This window comes from Mangrovicoccus sp. HB161399, from assembly GCF_013184745.1.
Lineage (GTDB): Bacteria > Pseudomonadota > Alphaproteobacteria > Rhodobacterales > Rhodobacteraceae > Mangrovicoccus.
The window spans coordinates 1-21,426 of the sequence record NZ_JAATVU010000086.1 but is presented as its reverse complement, the minus strand read 5'-3'; the positions used below and the strand labels follow the sequence as shown (position 1 = coordinate 21,426).

At 68.7% G+C, this 21,426-nt stretch carries 14 protein-coding genes and 5 pseudogenes; 14 read left to right on the top strand and 5 right to left on the bottom strand.

From position 1 onward, the window contains the following. A pseudogene (locus HCC78_RS27620) lies at nucleotides 1–328 on the bottom strand (transposase); the annotation flags it as partial. Nucleotides 329–748: 420 nt separating this feature from the next. Here HCC78_RS27620 and HCC78_RS27615 point away from each other — a divergent pair. Both HCC78_RS27615 and HCC78_RS35020 read left to right on the top strand, forming a co-directional pair. Beyond that, nucleotides 749–880: pseudogene (locus HCC78_RS27615) on the top strand (transposase); the annotation flags it as partial. Nucleotides 881–1,192: 312 nt separating this feature from the next. After that, nucleotides 1,193–1,723, top strand: a pseudogene (locus HCC78_RS35020) (transposase); the annotation flags it as partial. Between the two features lie 276 nt (nucleotides 1,724–1,999). On the opposite strand, the gene HCC78_RS27605 reads toward HCC78_RS35020, so the two are convergent. Continuing rightward, nucleotides 2,000–3,376 carry an MATE family efflux transporter gene (locus HCC78_RS27605; RefSeq protein WP_253949390.1) on the bottom strand — a complete coding sequence of 459 codons (1,377 nt, stop codon included), beginning with the start codon at nucleotides 3,374–3,376 and terminating at the stop codon, nucleotides 2,000–2,002. A gap of 200 nt (nucleotides 3,377–3,576) precedes the next feature. Then, complete coding sequence (locus HCC78_RS27600; RefSeq protein WP_172331993.1) at nucleotides 3,577–4,434, bottom strand: MurR/RpiR family transcriptional regulator; 858 nt, start codon at nucleotides 4,432–4,434, stop codon at nucleotides 3,577–3,579. A 270-nt stretch (nucleotides 4,435–4,704) separates the two neighbouring features. Between HCC78_RS27600 and HCC78_RS27595 the strand changes: the two genes are divergently transcribed. From HCC78_RS27595 to HCC78_RS34625, 5 genes are all read left to right on the top strand, one after another. Continuing rightward, on the top strand, nucleotides 4,705–5,664 hold the full coding sequence (locus HCC78_RS27595; protein ID WP_172331992.1) for a tripartite tricarboxylate transporter substrate binding protein: 960 nt from the start codon (nucleotides 4,705–4,707) through the stop codon (nucleotides 5,662–5,664). Then, on the top strand, nucleotides 5,661–6,599 hold the full coding sequence (locus HCC78_RS27590; RefSeq protein ID WP_172331991.1) for a BMP family ABC transporter substrate-binding protein: 939 nt from the start codon (nucleotides 5,661–5,663) through the stop codon (nucleotides 6,597–6,599). The genes HCC78_RS27595 and HCC78_RS27590 overlap by 4 nt, the downstream gene beginning before the upstream one ends. Then, complete coding sequence (locus HCC78_RS27585; RefSeq protein WP_172331990.1) at nucleotides 6,587–7,027, top strand: tripartite tricarboxylate transporter TctB family protein; 441 nt, start codon at nucleotides 6,587–6,589, stop codon at nucleotides 7,025–7,027. The genes HCC78_RS27590 and HCC78_RS27585 overlap by 13 nt, the downstream gene beginning before the upstream one ends. Nucleotide 7,028: 1 nt before the next feature. Then, nucleotides 7,029–8,546, top strand: coding sequence for a tripartite tricarboxylate transporter permease (locus tag HCC78_RS27580; RefSeq protein WP_172331989.1), 1,518 nt, complete (start codon nucleotides 7,029–7,031; stop codon nucleotides 8,544–8,546). Nucleotides 8,547–8,650: 104 nt separating this feature from the next. Beyond that, nucleotides 8,651–11,710 (top strand): P-loop NTPase fold protein, encoded by a 3,060-nt coding sequence (locus HCC78_RS34625; protein WP_172331988.1) that lies wholly within the window; start codon nucleotides 8,651–8,653, stop codon nucleotides 11,708–11,710. Between the two features lie 33 nt (nucleotides 11,711–11,743). On the opposite strand, the gene HCC78_RS27570 is transcribed toward HCC78_RS34625, so the two are convergent. Further along, entirely contained in the window at nucleotides 11,744–13,666 is a 1,923-nt protein-coding gene (locus HCC78_RS27570; protein WP_172331987.1) for an FAD-dependent monooxygenase, read from the bottom strand. Nucleotides 13,667–13,815: 149 nt separating this feature from the next. Between HCC78_RS27570 and HCC78_RS27565 the strand changes: the two genes are divergently transcribed. The 7 genes and pseudogenes from HCC78_RS27565 to istA form a co-directional block, all read left to right on the top strand. Next, entirely contained in the window at nucleotides 13,816–14,244 is a 429-nt protein-coding gene (locus HCC78_RS27565) for a MarR family winged helix-turn-helix transcriptional regulator (protein ID WP_172331986.1), read from the top strand. 201 nt (nucleotides 14,245–14,445) lie between these two features. Then, a complete protein-coding gene (locus HCC78_RS27560) occupies nucleotides 14,446–15,480 on the top strand; it encodes a TRAP transporter substrate-binding protein (RefSeq protein WP_172331985.1) in 1,035 nt (344 codons plus the stop codon). A 58-nt stretch (nucleotides 15,481–15,538) separates the two neighbouring features. Then, complete coding sequence (locus tag HCC78_RS27555; protein ID WP_172331984.1) at nucleotides 15,539–16,036, top strand: TRAP transporter small permease; 498 nt, start codon at nucleotides 15,539–15,541, stop codon at nucleotides 16,034–16,036. Continuing rightward, nucleotides 16,029–17,420, top strand: coding sequence for a TRAP transporter large permease (locus tag HCC78_RS27550; RefSeq protein WP_172331983.1), 1,392 nt, complete (start codon nucleotides 16,029–16,031; stop codon nucleotides 17,418–17,420). Before HCC78_RS27555 ends, HCC78_RS27550 begins: the two co-directional genes overlap by 8 nt. A gap of 142 nt (nucleotides 17,421–17,562) precedes the next feature. Next, complete coding sequence (locus HCC78_RS27545) at nucleotides 17,563–18,528, top strand: IS110 family transposase (protein ID WP_216671339.1); 966 nt, start codon at nucleotides 17,563–17,565, stop codon at nucleotides 18,526–18,528. A gap of 612 nt (nucleotides 18,529–19,140) precedes the next feature. Continuing rightward, a pseudogene (locus HCC78_RS27540) lies at nucleotides 19,141–19,622 on the top strand (transposase); the annotation flags it as partial. 355 nt (nucleotides 19,623–19,977) lie between these two features. Beyond that, a pseudogene (gene istA / locus HCC78_RS27535) lies at nucleotides 19,978–21,180 on the top strand (IS21 family transposase); the annotation flags it as partial. Here istA and HCC78_RS27530 read toward each other — a convergent pair. Further along, complete coding sequence (locus HCC78_RS27530) at nucleotides 21,123–21,305, bottom strand: transposase (RefSeq protein WP_253949391.1); 183 nt, start codon at nucleotides 21,303–21,305, stop codon at nucleotides 21,123–21,125. The pseudogene istA and the gene HCC78_RS27530 overlap by 58 nt on opposite strands. Nucleotides 21,306–21,426: the final 121 nt, after the last annotated feature.

Sequence of the window (21,426 nt, the reverse complement as noted above, 5' to 3'; positions counted from 1 at the left end):
TTCCACCACCAGCTGGCCGATCTTGGCGTGCGTTCGCCTGCTCCGCTCGGACCGGTGGCGCGGGCAGGCTCACTCTCGATCTCGCCCTCTTTCTCGGCAGCCTTCGCCTCGGCCTTGCCAGAAAACACCCCGGTCATCCCCTCGATCGCCCGGGTTCGGGTCACGCCCTCGGACCGGTGGCGGGCGGACCCTCGCTCCAGGTGTTGATCACCGTCCGATGCACGCCGTGTTTCGCCACCAGCTCGGCGGCCGTCATCTCGCCCCTGATCGCCTCCAAGGCCACCTTCGCCTTGAACTCGGCGCTGTCGTTCTTCCGTTTGCCAGCCACGCTGTCAGTCCTCGTACTCGTTGGCGGCAAGCTTGGCAGGGTGTCCGGATTTCGGGGACCTCCACATTTCTCTGTCAGAAGAGGAGTGCTGGTGCTTGGGGTGCCGTCGGAGGGAAAGGCTGCGTTGAACGCACAGAAGCCATTTCCGCTCAAGGGCTTCGCCAAGCGCAACGCAGAGGACTTGGTGCGCCGCGGCCTCGCAAAGCGACAGGCTGACGGCGCTATCGTTCCGATGGGTTTCGTGACGCAGCGAATGCTTGAGGCATGCGAGCGCGAGGTGAGGTGAGGTTTTTCTCAGCTCGTAAGGGCTCTGGGGCGAAAGTGGTCGTCGAGGCACATGGTGCCGAAGCTGCTCAATACTGATGTGATCCCCGAAAACGTCCTCGTTCCAGCTTAGAGTTCTCCGGACGGAATCCTTGGCTGGGAGAGGAGCGGAAACGCACGAAGGTATGGAAGTTCACGGTCGCACAGAAGGCGTTCATCATCAAGCAGGCGGAGGATGGCACGCCTGTCTTAGAGACATGCCGCAAGGCGGGGATCAGCGCACTAACCTTAGATCAGATCGCCCCGAACGCTCCGGTTCCCGCTTCGATCCATTTGGACAAATAGCGCGCGCAGGACAGTAGTAGCCGAGATGCCATCCTGAGCGGCAACGACCGAATTGGGTAGGGCACAGTCATGTGACGCACTCACCAAGAAGCGGCTCGTCGGGCAACGGCATGTCTTGGGTCAGAAATGCTTGGCATTTGGGTCGGGAATGCTTGGCAGAGCATGGGTGGGCGACCAAGACTTTAAGGCTATCCCCGTCGCGGAGAGTCGCTTTAGCACGACATTCGACACCGCGAGGCCGCTACCCGGCCCGCCATGCGCTTCGTGCCGGTGAAGCCGGCAGGCAGGCAGGCGGCGCTCCCGGATCATGCGGCGCGGGATGTCCCGGTTCGCCAGAGGACACGGACGGCGAACGCGATCCGCGCGCATCTGCCGGAGTTCGGGATCGCGGCCGCGGAGGGCATTCGCGGCTTGGACCGGCTGCTCGGAGCCGCGCGCGGCGGGCCCGGGGCGGCGGGCCCGGCACGCGGCCTGCCCGCCGGCCAGCTGCGCGATCCGGAGGAGAGGACCGGCATCGCGGCGGCGCGAAAGACCGGCCCGCCCGCCCGGCGGCCCGCCACGATCCCCGGCCTCAGCCCCGTCGCGTCCCCGGCCTCTGCCGCGGCCGCGCCCGGCGTGGCTGTCTTCCGGTCCGCCCGCGACCGCGCCGCCCGGCCCGGGCCGGCGCCGCGGGCGCACCCGCCTGGCGGCAAGGAGCGGTCCGGGCGGATCTCCGGGGCCGGGACCCGCTGCCTGCGGCGGCTGCCCTGTCCCGGCGCGATGGCGCGGGTCAGCGCGCGGCGGGGGCGGCACGCGTCCTCGCACTATGCGGCGCCCGGCCGGCTCGACCGCATGCCCTTGGAGAAGCCGGCGAAGATCGTCGCGGCCGCGCTCGCCGCGCGCATGCCCCCTTTGCAGAGATCGCCGGAACGCTTGGGCGCGTCGACAGGCTTGTGCATTGCGCCGCCGTCTATCCCTGCCGCCCGATTCTGGAGATCAGCGACGATGACCGGGACCGGGGCAATGGCGCGAGGGAGACGCCCAAGTGGAGGCGGCCGCTCCGCCCGGCCCCCGCGGCCGGGGTCAGGGCGCAGCCGGGACCGGGCCGAAAAGCCCCGACCGCGCCACGATCGCCGCGGCCAGCAGCAGCATCAGCGCATCCGCGACCGGGAAGGCGAGCCAAAGGCCGCTCGGGCCCAGGACAGCGCTCAGGCCGAGGATCAGCGGCGGCGTCAGCAGCCAGGGCTTGACCAGGGTCAGGGCCGCGGTCCGGAGCGGATGCCCCATCGCCTGGAAATGCATGGCCAGCACCAGGATCGGCCCGGCCGCGGCCTGGAGCGCCGTCATCGGCCGCAGGACGTCTCCGGCCGCCGCGGCGATGCCCGGATCCGCGGTGAAGAGCGCGCCGAGCCGTCCGCCCGCAAGCGTCCCGGCCAGCGTCACGCAGAGGCACCACAGGAAAGCGAAGCCAAGCGCCAGCCGGAGCGCCGCCGCCGCCCGGTCCATGCGCCCGGCCCCGGCATTGTTGCCGGTGATGCTCTGCGTGGCCAGCGCAATCGCCATCTGCGGCAGGAAGGCGAAGCCGAGGAGACGCGTCGCCACGCCATAGGCGGCGACCTGCCCTGCCGCCCCCGGCCCGGCCCCTCCGGCCGCGACCAGGACGGTCGCGCCCACCAGCGCCATGCCGGCGAAGCCCAGGCAGAGCGGCAGGCCGAGAGCGAGGATCTGCCGCCAGTCCGACAGCCAGCTCGACCGGCGCAGCGCGCCGAGCGGCACCAGCCGGGGATCGCGCGCCCGCACCGCCAGCAGCAGCAGCAGCCCGGCCGCCTGCGCCGCCACCGTGCCGAGCGCCGACCCGGCGACGCCCAGCCCGAGCAGAACGATCGCGACCCAGTTGGCCGCGATATTGGCCAGGTTCACCAGCACCGAAAGCAGGGCGATCAGCCCCGCCCTGCCCTCGTTGCGCAGCGCATCGGCATGCAGCGCCAGGCCGAATTGCAGCGGCGCGCCCAGGACCAGGATCAGCAGGTACTCGCCCGCCAGCCCCGCGACCGCATCGTTCCCAGCGCTCAAAACCGGCAGGAGGCGCGGACCGGAGGCTAGCACGGCCAGCAGCAGGGCAGCGCTGACCAGTGCCGCCAGGCCATGGGCCCCGGCAAGGGCCGCCCCCGCCTCCGTCCTCAGCCCGGCGCCGAGGCGGCGGGCGAAGAGGCTCGACATGCCGCCGCCCAGCAAGGTGGAGAGGGCGGTCAGGCCCATCACGGCCGGAAAGGCCAGGCTGACCGCAGCCAGCGCCTGCGGCCCGGCAAATCGGCCGACGAAAATGCCGTCGACGACATTCAGGACGCCGCCCATCGACATGACCACGGCCATGGGAAGGGCGTTCGACAGGAAAAGCCTGCCGACAGGCAGGTCGAGAAAGGGGTTTGCACCTGCTTCCGGGGCATGTCCGCCAGGCATCGCTCGGTCCTCCGGGGAGGCATTTCGGATCGGGAGGGGGCCTGCCTTGCCCGCCAGCGAAATGCATCGGGGGGATGGGATGTCCTGTCGTTCCGGGCTTCACAGTGACTCGCGTCTGCAGGCGGCAGGTGCCCGGCACCTTGCCCCCTGCTACAGCCGCGCCGCGCGGAGCGCAACACCGGGAAAGGCGGCGACGGCGGTCAGACCTCGCCAAGCCGCTCGTTGGCCTCGTCGATGCGGCGCAGGCGGGTGCGGGCTCCGCTGCCGGCCTTCAGCGTCGTGCGGGTGACGATCTGGTGGCAGAGATTGACCACCGCGGCGTGGTTGAACTGCGGGCTGGAGGTCTCGATCCGGCAGCGGAAATGCCAGGCCGCACGCGCGTCGGGCTGGCTGCCCTCGTCCGTGACCAGCGCCGTCGGCACGCCGATCCGCGCAAGCTCGGCGACCAGCCGCTCGGTATTGGCCGCACGGCGGCGCAGCGCCACCAGGATCACCACGTCCTGCAGCCCCATCTCGGCCACGTATTCGCCCAGGCTCTCGCCCGCCTGCGGGATGACCGTGGCGGCCGGGACGACCTTCAGCAGCTGCCAGTAGAGATAGTCGGCGAAGACCCGGCTGATGCGGTAGCCGACCAGCCAGACCCGGCGCGCCGACAGGATCGCGTCGGCCAGCCGGTCGAGATCGGCCGGGTCGATGCGTTCCAGCGTCCAGGCGACATTGGCCATCTCCTCCTGCAGGCTGAGCGCCATCTGGCGTTCCTCCGGCACCGCCTCGGCATGGGCGATGAAATGGCGCGACCCGGTCTGCCGTTCGTCACGGGCGGCGCGGCGGGCAAGTTCGTAATTCTCGAAGCCGATGCGCCGCACGAAGCGCGACACCGTCGCCTTGGAGACGCCGCTGAGCCGCGCCAGCTCCTGCGCGTCGTAGGAGGCGAGGTCGCCGGGAAAGTCGAGCAGGAAGCTGCCGAGCCGCAGTTCGGCGCGGCGCAGATCCGGCAGCGACGCCCGCACGCGCGCCAGGAAGGACGCCTCTGGGTCATTTTGAAACTGTGGTTCCATTCCGGCAATCTGCGCCAGCGCGGCGGCCATGGCAAGCAGAGCTGAGGGGATTCGCCGTGTCGGGTCGGGAGAGCACGGTCCCGGCTATGTTATCTCTGGGCATGTTCCATTCATGTTCCGCCGGGAAACTGGACGCATCCGGCATGGTCTGCCCGCATTTGCAACGGAACCACAGTTTCATGATTTTGCCATTTTGAAATCATGGTTCCTTTTCTTGTCGTGAAAGCCGCTTTGAGAAACTGTGGTTTCAACAACAGAGAGGATGTCACGATGAACCGCAGAACGCTCCTGTCCACGGCTTTCGCCGCCCTTGCCGCTGCCCTGCCCGCCGCCGCCCAGACGGACTGGCCCGAGCGCCCGGTGCGCATTCTAGTCTCCTTCCCGCCGGGCGGCTCCTCCGACCTGGTGGCGCGGCTCCTCGCCGAGAAGCTGTCGGCCTCGCTCGGACAGCAATTCGTCGTCGAGAACAAGCCGGGCGCCGCCGGAACCGTTGCCGCCACCGCGCTGAAGGAAGCCGCGCCGGACGGCTACACGCTGATGCTGTCGAACCTGACGCCGTTCAACGTCGCGCCGGTGCGCTTCCCCGACACGCCCTACGACCCGATCGCCGATTTCGACCACATCACCTATGTCGGCGCCGTGCATCTGGGGCTCTTCGCCGCGCCTTCGGCCGGCACCTCCGACCTCGCCGCGTTCATCGAAAAGGCCAAGGCCGATCCGGGCTTCTACGAATACGGCAGCTCGGGCGTCGGCTCCTGGGGGCACATCATCGCCGAGCAGTTCCAGGACGAGACCGGCACCGAGCTGTTCCATATCCCCTACAAGGGCTCGGGCCCGATGCGGCTGGATTTCATGGGCGGGGTGGTGCCGCTGATCTTCGACGCGGTGCCGCAGAACCTGCCCGCGGTCGAGGACGGCACCGCCATCCCGCTGGCCGTCTCCGCACCCGAGCGCCTGTCCTCGCTGCCCGGCGTGCCGACCTTCGCGGAGGCCGGCTATGACATCGTCGCCGAGAACTGGCTGGGCGTCAGCGCGCCGGCAGGCGTTCCCGGGGACATCGAGGCCAGGCTCGACGGTGCGCTCGCCGCAGCGATGGAGCTCGACGACGTGCTCGACCAGTTCGAAAGCTGGGGCCTGATCCGGGTGCCGAAGACCAGCGAACAGTTCTCCGCCTATGTCGCGGCGCAGCTGCGGCAATGGACGCCGCTGGTCGAGGCGGCCACGGAATGAGCGGCCCGACGAAAATTGCCGTCTTCTTCGTGGGCGAGCTGCATGACGCGGGCTTCAACGCCGCCGCCCTGGCCGGTGCGGACCGGGCCGCGGCGGCGGGGCTGGCAGAGGTCGGCATCGTCTCGGGCGTGCGCTACGACCAGGACGAGATCCGCGCGCGGCTGGCCGAAACCGTGCCCGGGATCGACGGGCTCGTGTTCATCGGCGGCCAGGGCAACATCGCAACGCCGGAGATCGCCGCTGCCCATCCGGCCAAGCGCTTCGCCATCGTGCAGGGGCAGAAGACCGGGCCGAACCTGGCCAGCTACGACGTGCGCCAGGAGGACTCGGCCTTCCTCGCCGGGGTGCTGGCTGCGCATCTGACCGCGACCGGCACGGTCGGCCATCTTTCGGGCCACCGCGTGCGGCCCGGGCTGAAGGGGCGCGCGGCCTTCGCCGCGGGCGTGGCCCATGCCGGGCGCGGCGTGAAAGTGCTGACCGGCTTCTGCGGCACGCAGGATGACAGCGCGGTCACCCGCGCCTGGGCCGCGGCGGAGATCGCCGGCGGCGCGGACGTGATCTTCACCATGCTCAACGCCGCGCGGCAGGGCGCCATCGAGGCCTGCCGCGCGGGCGGCGCACGCCAGATCGGCAATGCGCTCGACTGGGTCGCGACCGACCCGGAGGTCTTCGTCGCCTCGGCCCTGGCGCGGATCGACATCGGCGTCGAGCGCGCCATCGCCGACATGGCCGCCGGGCACACACCCGCGGAAATCGCGGAATTCGGGCTGGGCGACGGCGATGCCGTTTCGCTGAGCCTCGGGGCCGACGTTCCGCAAGCCGCCCGCGACGCCGTCGAAGCCGCGGCAGAGGGCATCCGCGCGGGCCGCATCGCGGTTCCCGACAGCTATGACGGGCCCGAATTCGAGCCGGAGCCGGTGCCATGCGGCAGCTGACCAGCCATCTCGGACCGCTGATCATGCTGGCGGCGGGGCTGGCTTTCGCCATCGGCGCGGCGGCCACGCTCGACCTGGGCTCGCTGCGGCGCATGGGCCCCGGGGCGTTCCCGCTCCTGGTCGGCAGCCTGCTCGCGATCCTCGCGCTGATCGGGCTGGTGCAGAACCTGCGGCACCCGATGGAGATGAACCGCGCCGATCCGATGGCGGTTCTCGGCGTGACCGGCGGGGTCGCGGCCTTCGCCTTCTTCACGCCGCTCGCCGGCGTCCTGCCCGCCACGACGCTGGCAGTGCTGGCCACCGGCTCGGTCATCCCCGGCTTCCGCTGGCCGCACCGCATCGCCCTGGCCCTGGGCGTGGCGGCGGCGGTCTGGGCGATCTTCGTCCTCGGCCTGAACATTCCCTTCACCGCAGTCAGGGGGCTCTGACATGGACCTGCTCTCCAACCTCGCGCTCGGACTGGCCACCGCGGCGACGATCCAGAACCTGGCCTATTGCTTCGCCGGCGTCTTCCTCGGCACCTTCATCGGCGTGCTGCCCGGGGTCGGCCCGCTGGCGGCGGTCGCCATGCTGCTGCCGGTCTCCTTCTACCTGCCGCCCGAGACCGCGCTGGTGATGCTGGCAGGCGTCTATTACGGCGCGGAATACGGCGGCTCGGTCGCCTCGATCCTGCTCAACATCCCTGGCACGCCCTCGGCCTCGGTGACCTGCATCGACGGCTATCCGATGGCGCAGCAGGGCCGCGCGGGCGTGGCGCTGTTCTCCACCGCGATGGCCTCGATGTTCGGCGCGCTCTTCGGGGTCGCCGTCATGGTCCTGCTGTCGCCGAAGCTGGCGGACTTCGCGCTGCTGTTCCAGCCGGCCGAGTATTTCTCGGTGATGGTGCTGGGCCTCGTGGCCGCCTCCATCGTCAGTTCCTCCGGCGCGGTGCGCGGGCTGATGATGGTCTGCCTCGGCGTGCTGCTCGGCACGGTCGGCATCGACGTGAATTCGGGCGAGACCCGCTTCACCGGCGGCCTCCCGCAGCTGCGCGACGGCATTTCGCTGGTCGTGGTGGCGATGGGGCTGTTCGGCATTTCCGAGGTCATGGTCTCGCTGCGCGGCGCAACGCAGAGCTATGCCGGCAAGGGGCTGATGGGCAGCATGTTCCCCACCGCCGCCGAATGGGGGCGCAGCTTGATGCCCGCGATCCGCGGCTCGCTGGTCGGCAGCTTCTTCGGCACGCTGCCCGGCACCGGCCAGACGGTCGCCAGCTTCGTCGGCTACGCGGTGGAAAAGCGGGTGAACCGCCGCCGCGACCAGTTCGGCAAGGGCACCATCGAAGGCGTGGTGGTGCCGGAATCGGCGAACAATGCCGCCGCGCAGACCGCCTTCATCCCGACGCTCACCCTGGGCATCCCCGGCTCGACCACCATGGCGCTGATGCTGGGCGCGCTGATGATCCACGGCATCACGCCCGGCCCGCGGCTGATCTCGGAACACCCCGAGCTGTTCTGGGGCCTCGTGGTCAGCTTCGTCTTCGGCAACGTCTTCCTGCTGATCCTCAACATCCCGCTGATCGGCATCTGGGTCCGGCTGCTGCGCGTGCCGCATTCCTACCTCTACCCGACGGTGATCGTGCTGATCTGCGTGGGCGTCTACTCGATCTCCAATTCGATCGCGGATGTCTGGGCGGCGCTGGCTTTCGGCGCCATCGGCTACGCATTGCGGCTGTTCCGCTTCGAACCCGCGCCGATGCTGATCGGCTTCGTCCTGGGCCCGATGATGGAGGAGTATTTCCGCCGTGCGATGCTGCTCTCCCGCGGCGACCCCGGAGTCTTCGTCACCCGTCCGGGCAGTGCCGCGCTGCTGGCCGTCGCCGCGCTCCTGCTGCTCGCCACCGTCCTGCCCTGGAAGCAATGGGTCACCAGAGGCGTCTCCGCTGCGCCAAGCCGGGGCCAGGGCTGAACCCGCGGCGGGACAGGCGCGCACGAGGTTCCGGCAACTAGTCCTTTGAATCTGCGGCTGCGCCCGGCATAAATTCCGGCATGTCCGGCAGGAGGGAGGAGGCCTTGCCAGAAGACGCACCCCCGTCACTCGACCTTGCCGATTGGAAGGCGGGCTTCGCCGCATCCGGCCACCCGCTGGCCGGATGCGCGGGACGGCATGTCGGCGCGCTGGATCTGGCGGCCGCAGACAAGGCCTTCGCCGAGAGCCGGAGCCACAATCCGAAATATCTCTACAGCCACTCGACCTACGATTTTATCGCCGGGGCGGCCGAATTCGGGATGGAGGATCCCGCATTTGCCGCGGAGGGCTATCCCCGGATCATCGATCTCGACGCGCTCCTCTGCACGCTGATGCGGCGGGTCGCGGACAAGAGCCTCGGCCACGGGATCGACCTTGTCGGCACGCTGTTCGACCGCCCGCCGCCCATCGCCCCCGTGCCGCTCACTCCATCGGAGAGGACGCCGTCGGCTGACACCGCCCAGAGTGCCGAGGTCAACCAGGCGCTGGCATCTGCCGCGCTCGGCCCCGGCGCGGTCGAGGCGCTGGCCCTGGCCGCATCGCTTTCGCCCTCCGGCACGCCCGAAGAGATGAGCGTCGATCTGGAGCTTTTCGTCTTCGCCCTGGTCGTGACCGCGGCGCTGGAAGCCGCGGCCCTGACCCGCTGCCTGGACGCGCAGGCAGGGCTCGATGCCAGGACATTCCGCGCCGCCGCGCGGGAGGGTCTGCTCCGCCGGCTGGACGCGTCCAACCTGATGCAGCAGACCGGCAAGCGCAGCTCCGACCTGCTGCAGATCCTTGCCGCCGACAGCGCCTGGCCGCCATTGCCGCAGCGCATCGAGGCCCCCGACTACCGGCCGGACCGGCCGATCGACAGCCTCGACAAGGACCTGATGGGCTTCCGCAACGATGCCCGCGCGGTGGCGGAGCTGGTCTGCCTCAAGCAGTCGGGCGCGCTGGCGCTCGGCGTGTTCGGCGACTGGGGGAGCGGCAAGTCCTCCTTCCTCAACCTGCTGCAGAAGGAGATCGAGGGGCTGGCCGGGGCGGTCGGCGATGCCCCGGCGCAGGAACGCGCGGCCAGCCCCTTCGTCGGCGGCGTCCAGCCGGTGCATTTCAACGTCTGGGAATACAACGACGCCAACCTGATGCTCGCCCTCGCCAACGAGACGCTGGCGCAGCTGCGCAACGAGGCGCTGGAAAAGGAGATCGACGACGAGCTTCAGTCGGCGCTGCTGGACTGGCGGTGGGAGCGGCTCGACAAGCGCGACGCGGTCCGCGGGGCCGAGGCCGCGGTCGGCAAGGCCAGCGAGGCGATCGACCAGGCCACGAGGGATGCGGCCGCTGCCAAGGCCAGGGCGGCAGAGACCGCGCTGGACCAGCTCGGCCAGCTCGCCTGCAATTCGCCTGCGGCCGGTAACCTGCTGGACCGGGCGCGGAGCGATCCTGCCAGGATGTCCTTTGTCTCGCTTCTGACCGATCTCGACGTGCTGCGCGCCGCGCCCTGGAGTGCCTCGCTGCTGCTGGCGGGGGCCGGGCTGGCGGTCCTGGTCCTGCTCTGGCCCGGCATCGCGGCGCAGATCCTGCCCCCGGCACTGGACACGCGCCTGGCCTGGCTTGCCTCGCTGCTGCTTCCCGCCCTGCCCTATCTCGCGAAGACCGCGGAGATCGCCCGGACGATGGCAACCTATGTCCGCGCGCTGGCGCAGGCCGACGCCGACAGGGAGCGGACCATCGGCGCCCTGCAGATTGCCGGCGAACGCGCGGCGCTCGACCTGGAGCGCAGCCGGCACGGGCTGGAGCGCCTGCAGGAGCGGCTGGACCGCTTCGGCAGCGGAACCGCGGAGGACCGCTTCGGCTATTTCCTGCGCGAAAGCCGCCTCGCGCGCCAGCTTGCCGGCGAAGCCGGGCTGACGCGCCAGGTCAAGGCCGCCTTCGAGACGCTCGACCGGATGATCCGGGACCGGCCGCAGGGCGCGGATGCCGGGGACGCCCTGCTGGCGCGGACGCTGCTGGCCGATCTCGGGCAGGCACGGACCGTCCGCGGCGAAGAGGACCCGCCGGAGGGACCCCGCAAGGATGCGGCGCCCGTCCCGGAGCGGATCGTGTTCTACATCGACGAGCTTGACCGCTGCCGGGCCGAACAGGTGGTCCGGATGCTGGAGGCGGTGCACCTGCTGCTGACCTTTCCCAATTTCGCGGTGGTGATCGCGGTGGACAGCCGCTGGCTGGAAAGCGCGCTGCTGGCGGTGTTCGAGAAGGAGCTGAGCGCCCGCGAGGGCGACCGGTCGATCACGGTCCACGAATACATCGAGAAGATCGTCCAGGTGCCGATCCGGCTGTCGCAGCTGGAATACGCGCTGCCGCAGGACGGGCATCCGGCCTCGACCTACGTGACGATGGTCGAGTCGCTGGCCGGGAGCAGCAAGGTAGGCGAGACGGGAACGGCTACCGGGACCGGCGGCACGGAGGAGCAGCCGGCCGGCACGGCGCATGGCGGCCAGGGCGGCGCGGCGCCGCGCGTGGAGCCGCTGGCCATCGAACCGTCGGCGGGCCACGCCACGGCCGCCGATCCGCGGGCCGCGGCGATCCGGGCCGAGCTGGAGCCGGAAGAAATCGCCGGGCTCTCCGCCATGGGCGCGTTCCTCGGCGGCTCGTCGCCGCGCACTGTGAAACGCTTCGTCAATGTCTACCGGCTGTTCCGCGCGCTGCAGACCGGCAGCGATTTCGACGCCTTCGTGCACGGAACATCTGGCAGCGAGCTGGGCAGCATGCCCTTCCACCGGCCGGTCCAGCTGTGCCTGGCCATCCAGTGCGGGATGTCCGCCGAGGCCGGGCAGCTGTTCCGCGAGACGGTCAGGGCGGGGCTGGGCGGGAGCGCGGATTTCGGCCGGTTCCTGGCCACGCTGCCCGAGGGCGAACTGCGGACGGAAGCCGCGCGCATCATTTCCGGAACCGCGGCACGCGGCGACGGCGCGGCGGCGGATGCCGGATTCCGCCGGCTCGACCGCGCCTGGTCGCGTACCAGCAGGTTCCGGTTCTGGCATGCCGCCCCCGCCGCACCCGGCGGGCCCGCGGGCGCGGCGGAGCCCCCGGCCCGGGCGGCGGAAGCGGATGCCCCCGGATAGGCCGACCGGGGCTTGCCCTGGCGGCCCGGACCGTCAGGCGGCTGCCGCCGGGACCAGGAACCCGTCGAAGAAGGCGGCCAGCTCGGCGAACCCGTCGAGCGGCAGGATATTCGCGATGTACTGGTCGGGACGGACCACGACCATGCAGCCCTGCCCGCGGTCGATGCCGCGCATGTCGAAGATGTCGCCCAGCCCCTTGTGGTCGGTGCAGAACACCTTCTCGTAGTCCTGCAGGCCGAGCCGTCCCTTCACCGGCTTCAGGAGCGCGGGCATCTGCTCGTAGGCAAGCTGGTCGAAGGTCTGCTGGAACACCGCGCGCAGATCGATCAGCCCGTCGATATCCTCGTCCCTGCGGGTGTATTTCACCACCGGCGAGGCCGGGTCGCTCTCCAGCCACGCCGCCAGCCGGTGGATCGCCGAGCCCGGCGCCGCGCCGTCATCCTTGCCCGCGAAGGCATAGATGCGCCAGCGGCCGTCCGCCTCGGCGGCATGGCCGAGCTGCATCTGCATCGCGTCGGAGACCCGCACCACCGGCGCCGAGTGGAAGCGGCGGCCGATGCCGATACCGGTGGCCAATGCCTGGTGGACCGGCTCAGCCACGATCGAGGAGGGCACATATTCGACCGCGAGCCCGCCGGTGAATTCCAGGTTCTCGACGAACTGCTTCTGCACGCGGGGCACGTCCGAGCCGTCCAGTTCGGACTCGCCCGGCGGGGCCGACATGATCCGCGCCCATTTGTGGTCGGTCTCCACCAGCCGCTTGGCCTCGAGCCAGCGTTCGGCGGAGTAGCTGCGCAGCAGGCTGGCATCCGCCCGGCCCTGGAAGACATGGGCGAGCTTCCAGCCGAGGTTGAACGTGTCCTGCATCGAGACGTTCATCCCCTGCCCGGCCTTCGGGCTGTGGGTGTGGCAGGCATCGCCCGCGGTGAAGACGCGCGGGTTGCGGTCCTCGCCCGTCGGCACGTCGTCGAACCGGTCGGTCATGCGGTGGCCGATCTCGTAGACCGACCACCAGACGACCTCCTTCACGTCGATCGTGTAGGGCCGCATGATGCGGTTGGCCGCGGCGATCATGTGCTCCGAGGTCAGGTTGCGCGAGGACACGCGTTCGTCCGGGGCGAGCTTGTCGAGTTCGACATACATGCGGAAGAGATAGCCGCCCTCCCGCGGCAGGATCAGCACGTTGCCCTCGCCGGCCGAGGCGACGATGCATTTCTGCCGGATGTCGGGGAAGTCAGTATTGGCGAGGATGTCCATCACCCCCCAGGCCTGGTGCGCCGCGTCGCCATGCAGCGTGCCGCCGATCGCGCGGCGCACGTTCGACCGCGCGCCGTCGCAGCCGACCACGTAATTGGCGCGCAGCGTCCGCGTGCTCCCGGCGTTCACGCCGGTGTTTTCCAGCGTCACGGTGACCGGGTGGTCCTCCGTGTCCGGATCGACCGAGACGCCGGTCACCGACCAGCCGTAGTCCGGCTCCAGCCGCGCGGGCGACTTGCGCATCACGTCGAGGAACAGCTCGTGGATGCGCGCCTGGTTGATCAGCGTGTGCGGCATCTCCGAGGAATCGTCGGCCACGTCCTGCACCCGGCCGATCCGGCGGACATGCGCGGGGTTCTCCGGGTCCGGGGTCCAGAAGGCCGTCTGGTTCACCCAGTAGCTTTCGCGCTTGACCTTCTCGCCGAAGCCGAAGGCCTGGAACATCTCCATGGTGCGGGTGTTCACGCCGTCGGCCTGGCCCTTCTCCATAGGGCCGGGCTTGCGCTCGACGATCATCACGTCGATCTCGGGGAATTGCGACAGCTGCGCGGCCAGGCACAGGCCCGCCGGACCGCAGCCCGCGATCAGCACGTCCACCTTGTCGGGCAGCGGCGCGAAAGGGCTGCGGTCCCGCCGGCAGGGGGCCGCTGCCTTCAGGTCCGGGTCGCCGCCGCGAAAGCCATCCACGTAATATTGCATCGTCGCTCCTCCTCGTCCGCCATGCGGTTCCTCTTCTCCCATAACTAGTAACTGTACTTACTATATTGCGTCAAGAAAAAATAAGTGTACAAATCGTATTGCGCAACTTACCGTCTTTGCTCATCTATCCTTGGAGGAGGAGCTGAGGAATGCGGGTGCACGGGATGGCCGGCCATTTGATCCGGCGCCTCAACCAGATGTCGACGCACGTCTTCAGCAGGCACATGCAGGAGGCCGGATTCGACCTGACGCCCGTGCAATTCGCCGCAATGGATGCCATCCTGACGCATCCGGGGATAGACCAGGCCGGCGTCGCCGCGAAGATCGCCTATGACCGCGCCACGATCGGCGGGGTGATCGACCGGCTCGAACAGAAGGGGCTGGTGGTCCGCTCCGTCTGCAAGCGGGACCGGCGCGCAAGGGAGGTGCGCGCGACCGAGGCGGGCATCGCCGCCTTCGACAGGATCCTGCCGATCGTCGCGGCGCTGCAGGACGACGTGCTGCAGGGCCTGGCTCCGGCCGAGAAGGCCGCCTTTCTCGAGCTGGCCGGTAAGGCGGTCGGGAAGATGCCCGGCTAGGTCCGCGCCCGGCCCCGCCGCGCAGCCCGAGCCCGGGCGAGCAGCGCCAACGCATAAGTTTTCCAGTATGAGTTATAGATATCAATACCCTGCAGTCCTTGGTGTGTGTACATATCTTTTGTTGACCGGAATAAAATGTGTGCTTACTATCTATCTTCGAAGCTGCCCCGGGCAGCAGGAGCCATCCTGGAGGAGGAGCGGATGACCCGAATTTCGGAATTTCTGTGCACGGCGGCCGCAGCGGCGCTCATCGGCACATCGGCCATGGCCGCGGACGTGCAGCTGATCCTGCACCATTTCCTGCCGCCGGTCTCGAATGCCCACAAGGACATGCTGGAGCCCTGGGCCACGAAGATCGAGGCCGAGAGCGGCGGCAGGATCGACATCGAGATCGTTCCGTCGATGTCGATGGGCGGCAAGCCCGGCGAGCTCTACGGCCAGGTCCGGGACGGGTCGGCCGACATCGTCTGGACCATCCTGGGCTACACGCCGGGGGTCTTCCCGCGCTCCGAGGTGTTCGAGCTGCCGCTGGTCCATGCCGGCTCGGCGCGGGACACGACGGTTGCGCTCAATGCCTCGATGGACATGCTGGCCGAGGACTTCAAGGACGTGCATGTCCTGTTCCTGCACAGCCATGACGGCAACCTGATCCACACCGCCACCAAGCCGGTGCGCACCTTCGAGGATGCCGCCGGGCTGAAGCTGCGCACGCCCGGCCGGACCGGCGCCTGGGAGATCCAGGGAATGGGCGCGGAGCCCGTCGGCCTGCCCGCCCCTGCCCTGCCCGAGGCGATGTCGAAGGGCGTGGTCGACGGCGCGCTGACCACCTACGAGATCGTCCCGGCGCTCAACCTGCAGGAGCTCGACAAGTACACGACCGAGCTGCCGGACGGCGACCGCTTCGGCACCGCCGTCTTCATGCTGGCCATGAACCAGGACGTCTATGACGGGCTGCCCGACGACCTGAAGGCGGTGATCGACGCCAATTCCGGCATGAATGTCGCCGCCGAGATCGGCGCGCTCTGGGAAGGCTTCGAGGAACCCGGCATCGCCGCGCTGGACGCGGCGGGCGTCGAGCGCATCGTGCTGCCCGCCGGGGAGGCGGCCAAGTTCAACGCGGTGAGCGAAACCGTCGTCCAGGAATGGATCGGCGAGGTGACGGCCAAGGGCATCGACGGCGCGGGGCTGGTCGAGCAGGCCCGCGCGGCGGTCGCGGCGGCAGCGGCCACGCGCTGACCCGTCCCCGGAGGGGCCGCCGGCCCCTCCCATCTGCACGGAACCCAGGGAGGAAACGATGCGCGCAGCGCTCATGCGGACGGCCGACGTCTTCGCACTGCTCGGCGGTGCGGTCCTGATCGCCATCGTCGGCGTCACCACCACCAATACTGGAGCCTTCATCCTCGACCGGATCGGCGCCGCCGCGGGCATCGATGTCCCGGGCCTGCCGGGCTACGAGGATTTCGTCCAGCTCGCGATCAGCGGCGCCGCGCTGAGCTTCTTCCCCTATTGCCAGGCGCGGCGCAGCCATGTCGCGGTGGAGCTCTTCATGGAGCGGCTGCCGCTGTGGTTCCAGCGCGGCGCCGACCGGGTCTGGCTGTCCGTGACCGCCGCGGTGGCGCTGTTCCTGGCCTATTGGATGGTCTTCGGCATGCTCGAGACCCGCAGCGACGATGCCGTCACGGCCGTCCTCGGCTGGACCATCTGGCCCTTCTACCTGCCCGGCATCCTGTCGATGGCGCTCTGGGCCGCCATCGCCCTTGCCCAGCTTTCCGGAGAACTCGACAATGCCTGATCCCATCGCCATCGGCATCCTCGGCCTAGTGGTTCTCTTCGTGCTGCTGATCTTCCGCATGCCGGTTGGCATCGCGATGATCGTCGTCGGCATCGCCGGCACCTGGGTCCTCAGCCTCGCCGTGCCCTTCGTCCGCTTCGTGCCCTATCTGCGCCAGTTCAAGACGCTGCTTTGGGAGAACGTCGCCAGCTACGACCTGTCGGTCGTGCCGCTCTTCGTGCTGATGGGCTACATCGCCTCCGAGGCGCGGCTCTCCTCCGATCTCTTCAAGGGGCTGGAGGCGCTGATGACACGGCTGCGCGGCGGGGTCGCCATGGCGGCGGTCGCGGCCTGCGGCGGCTTCGGCGCGGTCTGCGGCTCGTCGCTGGCCACCGCGGCCACGATGGGCAAGGTCGCCCTGCCCGAGCTGCGCGAACTCGGCTATTCGCCGCGCCTCGCCTCGGGCGCGCTGGCCGCGGGCGGCACGCTCGGCATACTGATCCCGCCCTCGGTCGCGCTGGTGATCTACGCGATCATCGTCGAGGGCTCGATCCTGAAGATGTTCCAGGCGGCGGTCATCCCCGGGCTGATGGCCGTGGCAGGCTTCATCCTTGTGATCGCGATCTCGGTGCGCCTGAATCCCTCGCTGGCGCCCGAGCCGAAACCGATGGAGCGCGAGGCGCGCCGCACCGCGCTGCGCCGCCTGTTCCCGGTCATCGCGATCTTCGGGGCGATCATTCTAGGCCTCGGCTTCGGCCTCTTCACCCCCACCCCGGCTGCCTCGATCGGCGTCTTCGTCATCGCGGCCTACGGGTTCCTGCTGCGCTGGCGCACGGGCGACGGACTGGGCTTCGACGGGCTCCTGCGCGCGATCCGCGCCACGGCCTCGACTGCAGGCATGATCTACCTGATCCTGTTCGGCGCGGAAGTGCTCAAGGGTTTCTTCACCCGCACCGGGCTGCCTCAGGCGCTCAGCGACTGGGCCGCGACGAGCGGGCTCGACCCGATGCTGGTGCTGGTCATCATGCTGGTGATCTTCGTGATCCTCGGCTGCTTCATGGAAAGCCTGGCGATGATCCTCGTCGTGGTGCCGTTCTTCTGGCCGACGCTGATCGCGTTGAATGGCGGCGACTACGTCACTGCCCAGACCGCCGCCTTCGGCATGGACAATGACAGCCTGAAGATCTGGTTCGGCATCCTCGCGCTTATCGTGGTCGAGCTCGGCCTGATAACGCCGCCGGTGGGCCTGAACGTGTTCATCATCGCCTCGCTGGCCCGCGACACGCCGATGGCGACCGTCTTCCGCGGCGTGCTGCCCTTCCTCGGCGCCGAGATCATCCGAGTCGGCCTCCTGCTGATGCTGCCCGGCATCGTGCTGCTGGTGCCGCAACTGATCGGCCAGTAGTCCGCATATGGAAATCGGACCAGGCGGGGTCTGCCGCCTAGTCCTGATGTCAGGCTTCCGTCACATTGACCCAATGGGATGAACTGCCTTCCCGCCAAACCGCGGCTATCGTTGCGGGCATAGGTGGAGAGAGGAGCATCTTATGGACATCAAGGTTTTGGGGATCGATCTGGGCAAGACCGTCTGCAGCCTCGCAGGGCTGGACGGAGCCGGGGCGATCGTGTTCCGCAAACGTCTCCAGCGGCATCGCCTTCTCGATTTTCTGGAGGGTCTTGCGCCTTGCGTTGTCGCGATGGAGGCCTGCGGCGGCGCGCATCACATCGGGCGCTTCTGCCTCGAGATGGGACACGAGCCGCGGCTGATGCCTCCGCTTTATGTCCGGCCCTATGTGAAGGTCCACAAGAACGATGTCCGGGACACCGAGGCGATTGCCGATGCCGCGACGCGCCCGACGATGCCGTTCGTCGCAATCAAGCCGGAGGAGCAGCTCGATCTTCAGGCCCTGCACCGCGCGCGGGAGCGTCTGGTGAGCAGCCGGACGCGGCTGATCAACCAGGGCCGCGGCTTCCTCATGGAACGCGGCATCCGGGTCGGCACCGGGCGCCACGTCTTCCAGAAGGAACTGGCCTTGCTGGCCGCAGAGGGCTCCGGCGACGTTTCGCACCGAATGCGCGCGCTCCTCTCCTACATGGCTTCGGAGCTGAAGGCGATCAATGACCGGATCACGGCCATAGATGCCGAGATCAAGGCGCTGGCCAGGGCTGATGCCGACATGCAGAGACTTATGGAAATACCGGGCGTCGGCCCGACGATCGCGACGGCGCTCGTGGCCGCCATCGGTACCGGCAGCAGCTTCGGCAAGGGACGTGATCTCGCCGCGTGGCTCGGTCTGGTGCCTCGCCAAATTTCGACGGGGGGCAAGGCCAGGCTGATCGGGATCTCGAAGCGCGGCAACAGGTATTTGCGCAAGCTCTTCATTCACGGGGCCCGGACGGTGCTGCATCTCGTACGGGACAGGTCGTCGCCGATAATGGCCTGGGCAGACGGGCTGAAGGAGCGCGCGCATGTGAATGTCGCGGCGGTTGCCATGGCCAACAGCGCGCGGTGACGCGCCACCGGTCCGAGCGAACCGTGCGCGGCGCCCATTGCCTGGGCCGTGCTGACGAAGGGTGAGCGTTACCGGACCGAAGCGCTGAGCGGGATGTAGCCCGGCGGGAGCCGAACCGGAATCATAGGAATCTGCGAGCGACGAGGAGATGGACCAACGACCGGTCGACGTTCGGCAAGTCTGGCGGGGAGCATGGCCCCAGAGTGCCGATGAGCTAATGAGACACCGGACGTACGACTTCCCATCTTGGTCAGGGAGCATACGAATGGCCCCGCACGAAGACCGAATACATAGAAGCAGGGTCAGCGGGACATCGACAAATCGCTTGCAGGGGAAGGCAGTTCATACATTGCCCCCGGATCCCGGACTGGGCCGATATTCACTATGCGGCAATCCTCTGGGATGTGGAAGCGCCAGCCTATCCGGTCCTGGCCGCCCCATGACGACATCTGCACGAGGGGGCTCGAAACAGACTGACCTCTCGCTCGTCTATTGATGTTCCATTCAAAGTCGGTCGTGTCTCGGAAGTGGTGGAAATTGGCTGGCGGCGTAATCTCCGGGTGAACTGACACCCAACCAACCGGCGGCTGCAACCGCTAGGGAGATCACGCCATGAACCAGACTAACGCCTGCTCGTCCCGTTCGCTGCTTCCCGATGCCACGGAATACGATCCGATCGAGGATCGCCTGCGGGCAAACGTGCGCGCCACCACTGAGTCGATGTTCGAAGAGAAACTTGCCGAGTTTCTCGGCCGCCTGCGCTACGGGCGGGACGGAAACGGGCCGAAGGGATACCGCCACGGCCACCGCGAGCAGCAGCTCACCGGCACATTTGGAACGGAAACCGTGCGCGTGCCGCGCGCCCGGATCGAGGCTGGAGAGGACCAGGCCACCGAATGGCGCTCCAAGGCGCTGCCGCGTTACGAGCGCTTGACCGGGAAGGCCGAGGCTTGATCACGGCGGTGTATCTGGCGGGAACCAATACGCGCCGGGTGAAGCGGGCGCTGTTCGGCCCGTTCGAAGGGGCCGTCAGCAAGGATGTCGTTAGCCGCGCCTGGCGGAAAGTGAAAGTCGACTGGGACGCCTGGTCCGTATTCATCCGCCGCACCTTGCAGTTACCCGCAAATTGGTGCGGTGAATTGGTTCGCCTGCCAGCCTTGGCCTTGGCGACGACGATAGGGCCATGAGTGGCCATGTGGCACCGGATGCGCGAGGTGCGGGCTGCGGCGCGACAAACAGGGTGAGATTCCGCGACAATCAGGATGAGACGTTGCGGCGGGTGCGAGCCGGAGGGCGGGCGTAGCCCGGCCGGAGGCTCGCGCCCGCCGCGGCGACCGGATTTTCGGGGCCCGTGATCGCGGCCGTCCCGCTTAGGCTGGTGGTTTTGAGGAATGGAGAACCACCCTTGTGCCGGGGCGCCATGTAACCGATCACCAGACGAGGCTCTTCATGAAGCTGAGACAGGACCATCCCGTCGAGACCGCCGCGGCGAAGGCAGGGATGAGCCGGGCAGCCGGCTACCGCATTTCCAGGGACCCGACATTGCCGTCGCAGAAGGCGGCGGCGCGCGGACGGCGGCGGCCGGATCCGCTGGAGGACATATTCGACGCCGAGGTCGTGCCGCTGCTGCAAGCTGCCCCCGGCCTCCGCCCCGTCGCCATCTTCGGGGAAATGCTCCGGCGCCATCCCGATCTGCCGCACGGCATCCGCCGGACGCTGGAGCGCCGGATCCGGGCGTGGCGCGCCGAGCACGCGGAGGAGCAGGAGGTGATGTTCCGGCAGGTGCATGAACCGGGCCGGGCCGGACTGTCGGACTTCACCGACATGGGCGCCTGCGGCGTGACCGTCGAGGGCCAGCCGCTGGAGCATCTCCTCTACCATTTCCGCATGCCGTGGTCGGGCTTCGAGCATGCCCATGTCATTCTCGGCGGCGAGAGCTTCGTCGCCCTGGCCGAGGGGCTGCAGAACGCGCTCTGGTCCCTGGGCCGCGCCCCGTCCCAGCATCGCAGCGACAGCCTCTCGTTCGCCGGGCGAAAGGTCCCCCGGACCTTTCGCTGATCCGTCTTACGCTTCCGCAAACTCGACGCCGAAGCCGGGTCGGACCTCACGACGCGCTACGATGCCTTATGTGCGCATTACCGGATGACACCGACGCGGAACAACAAGGGGGTGGCGCACGAGAACGGCTCGATCGAAAGTGCCCACGGCCATCTCAAGGTCGCCATCCGCGACGCGCTGCTGATGCGCGGCAGTTCAGATTTCGCCTCTCTGGACGGCTACCGGGCCTTCATCGACGAGGTCGTGGGGCGGCACAATGCAGCCAGGAGCAAGCGGATCGCGGCCGAGCGCCCGTACCTGCAGGAGCTTCCGGAACGCCGCAGCACGGATTTCGAGGAGATGATCGTCACCGTCTCCAGCACCAGCGGCTTCACCCTGCGCAAGGTCTTCTACACCGTGCCCTCCCGCCTGATCGGGCACAGGCTGCGCGTGCGGCTGTTCGATGACCGCCTGGAGGTCCTCTCGGGAAGAACCCTGCTGCTCACCCTGCCCCGGGGGAGGGCGAAGGCCGGGGGCAGGCATGACCAGGTGGTGAACTACCACCATGTCATCCACTCGCTGCGCCGCAAGCCGATGGCGCTGCTGAACCTGGTCTCGGGGATCCTGTCTTCGCTGACATTCCCGCTGGAGAAAAACCGGTAGGCCGCCTTGGTGTTCGACCAGTCCTGGAACGCCGTGGGCAGCGATTTCCCCGGCCGCTCCCCGAGGGCCTCGAGCATCGCCCCAAGCCTGCGGTTCGGGGCAGCAAGAAAGCGGGACGCTGGCCAGCCTTCGGCATCGGCACGCCCGGCCAGCGCAGGCCAGTGGCGCAGGATGCTGGGCAGGCGCAGCGCAGTGAGC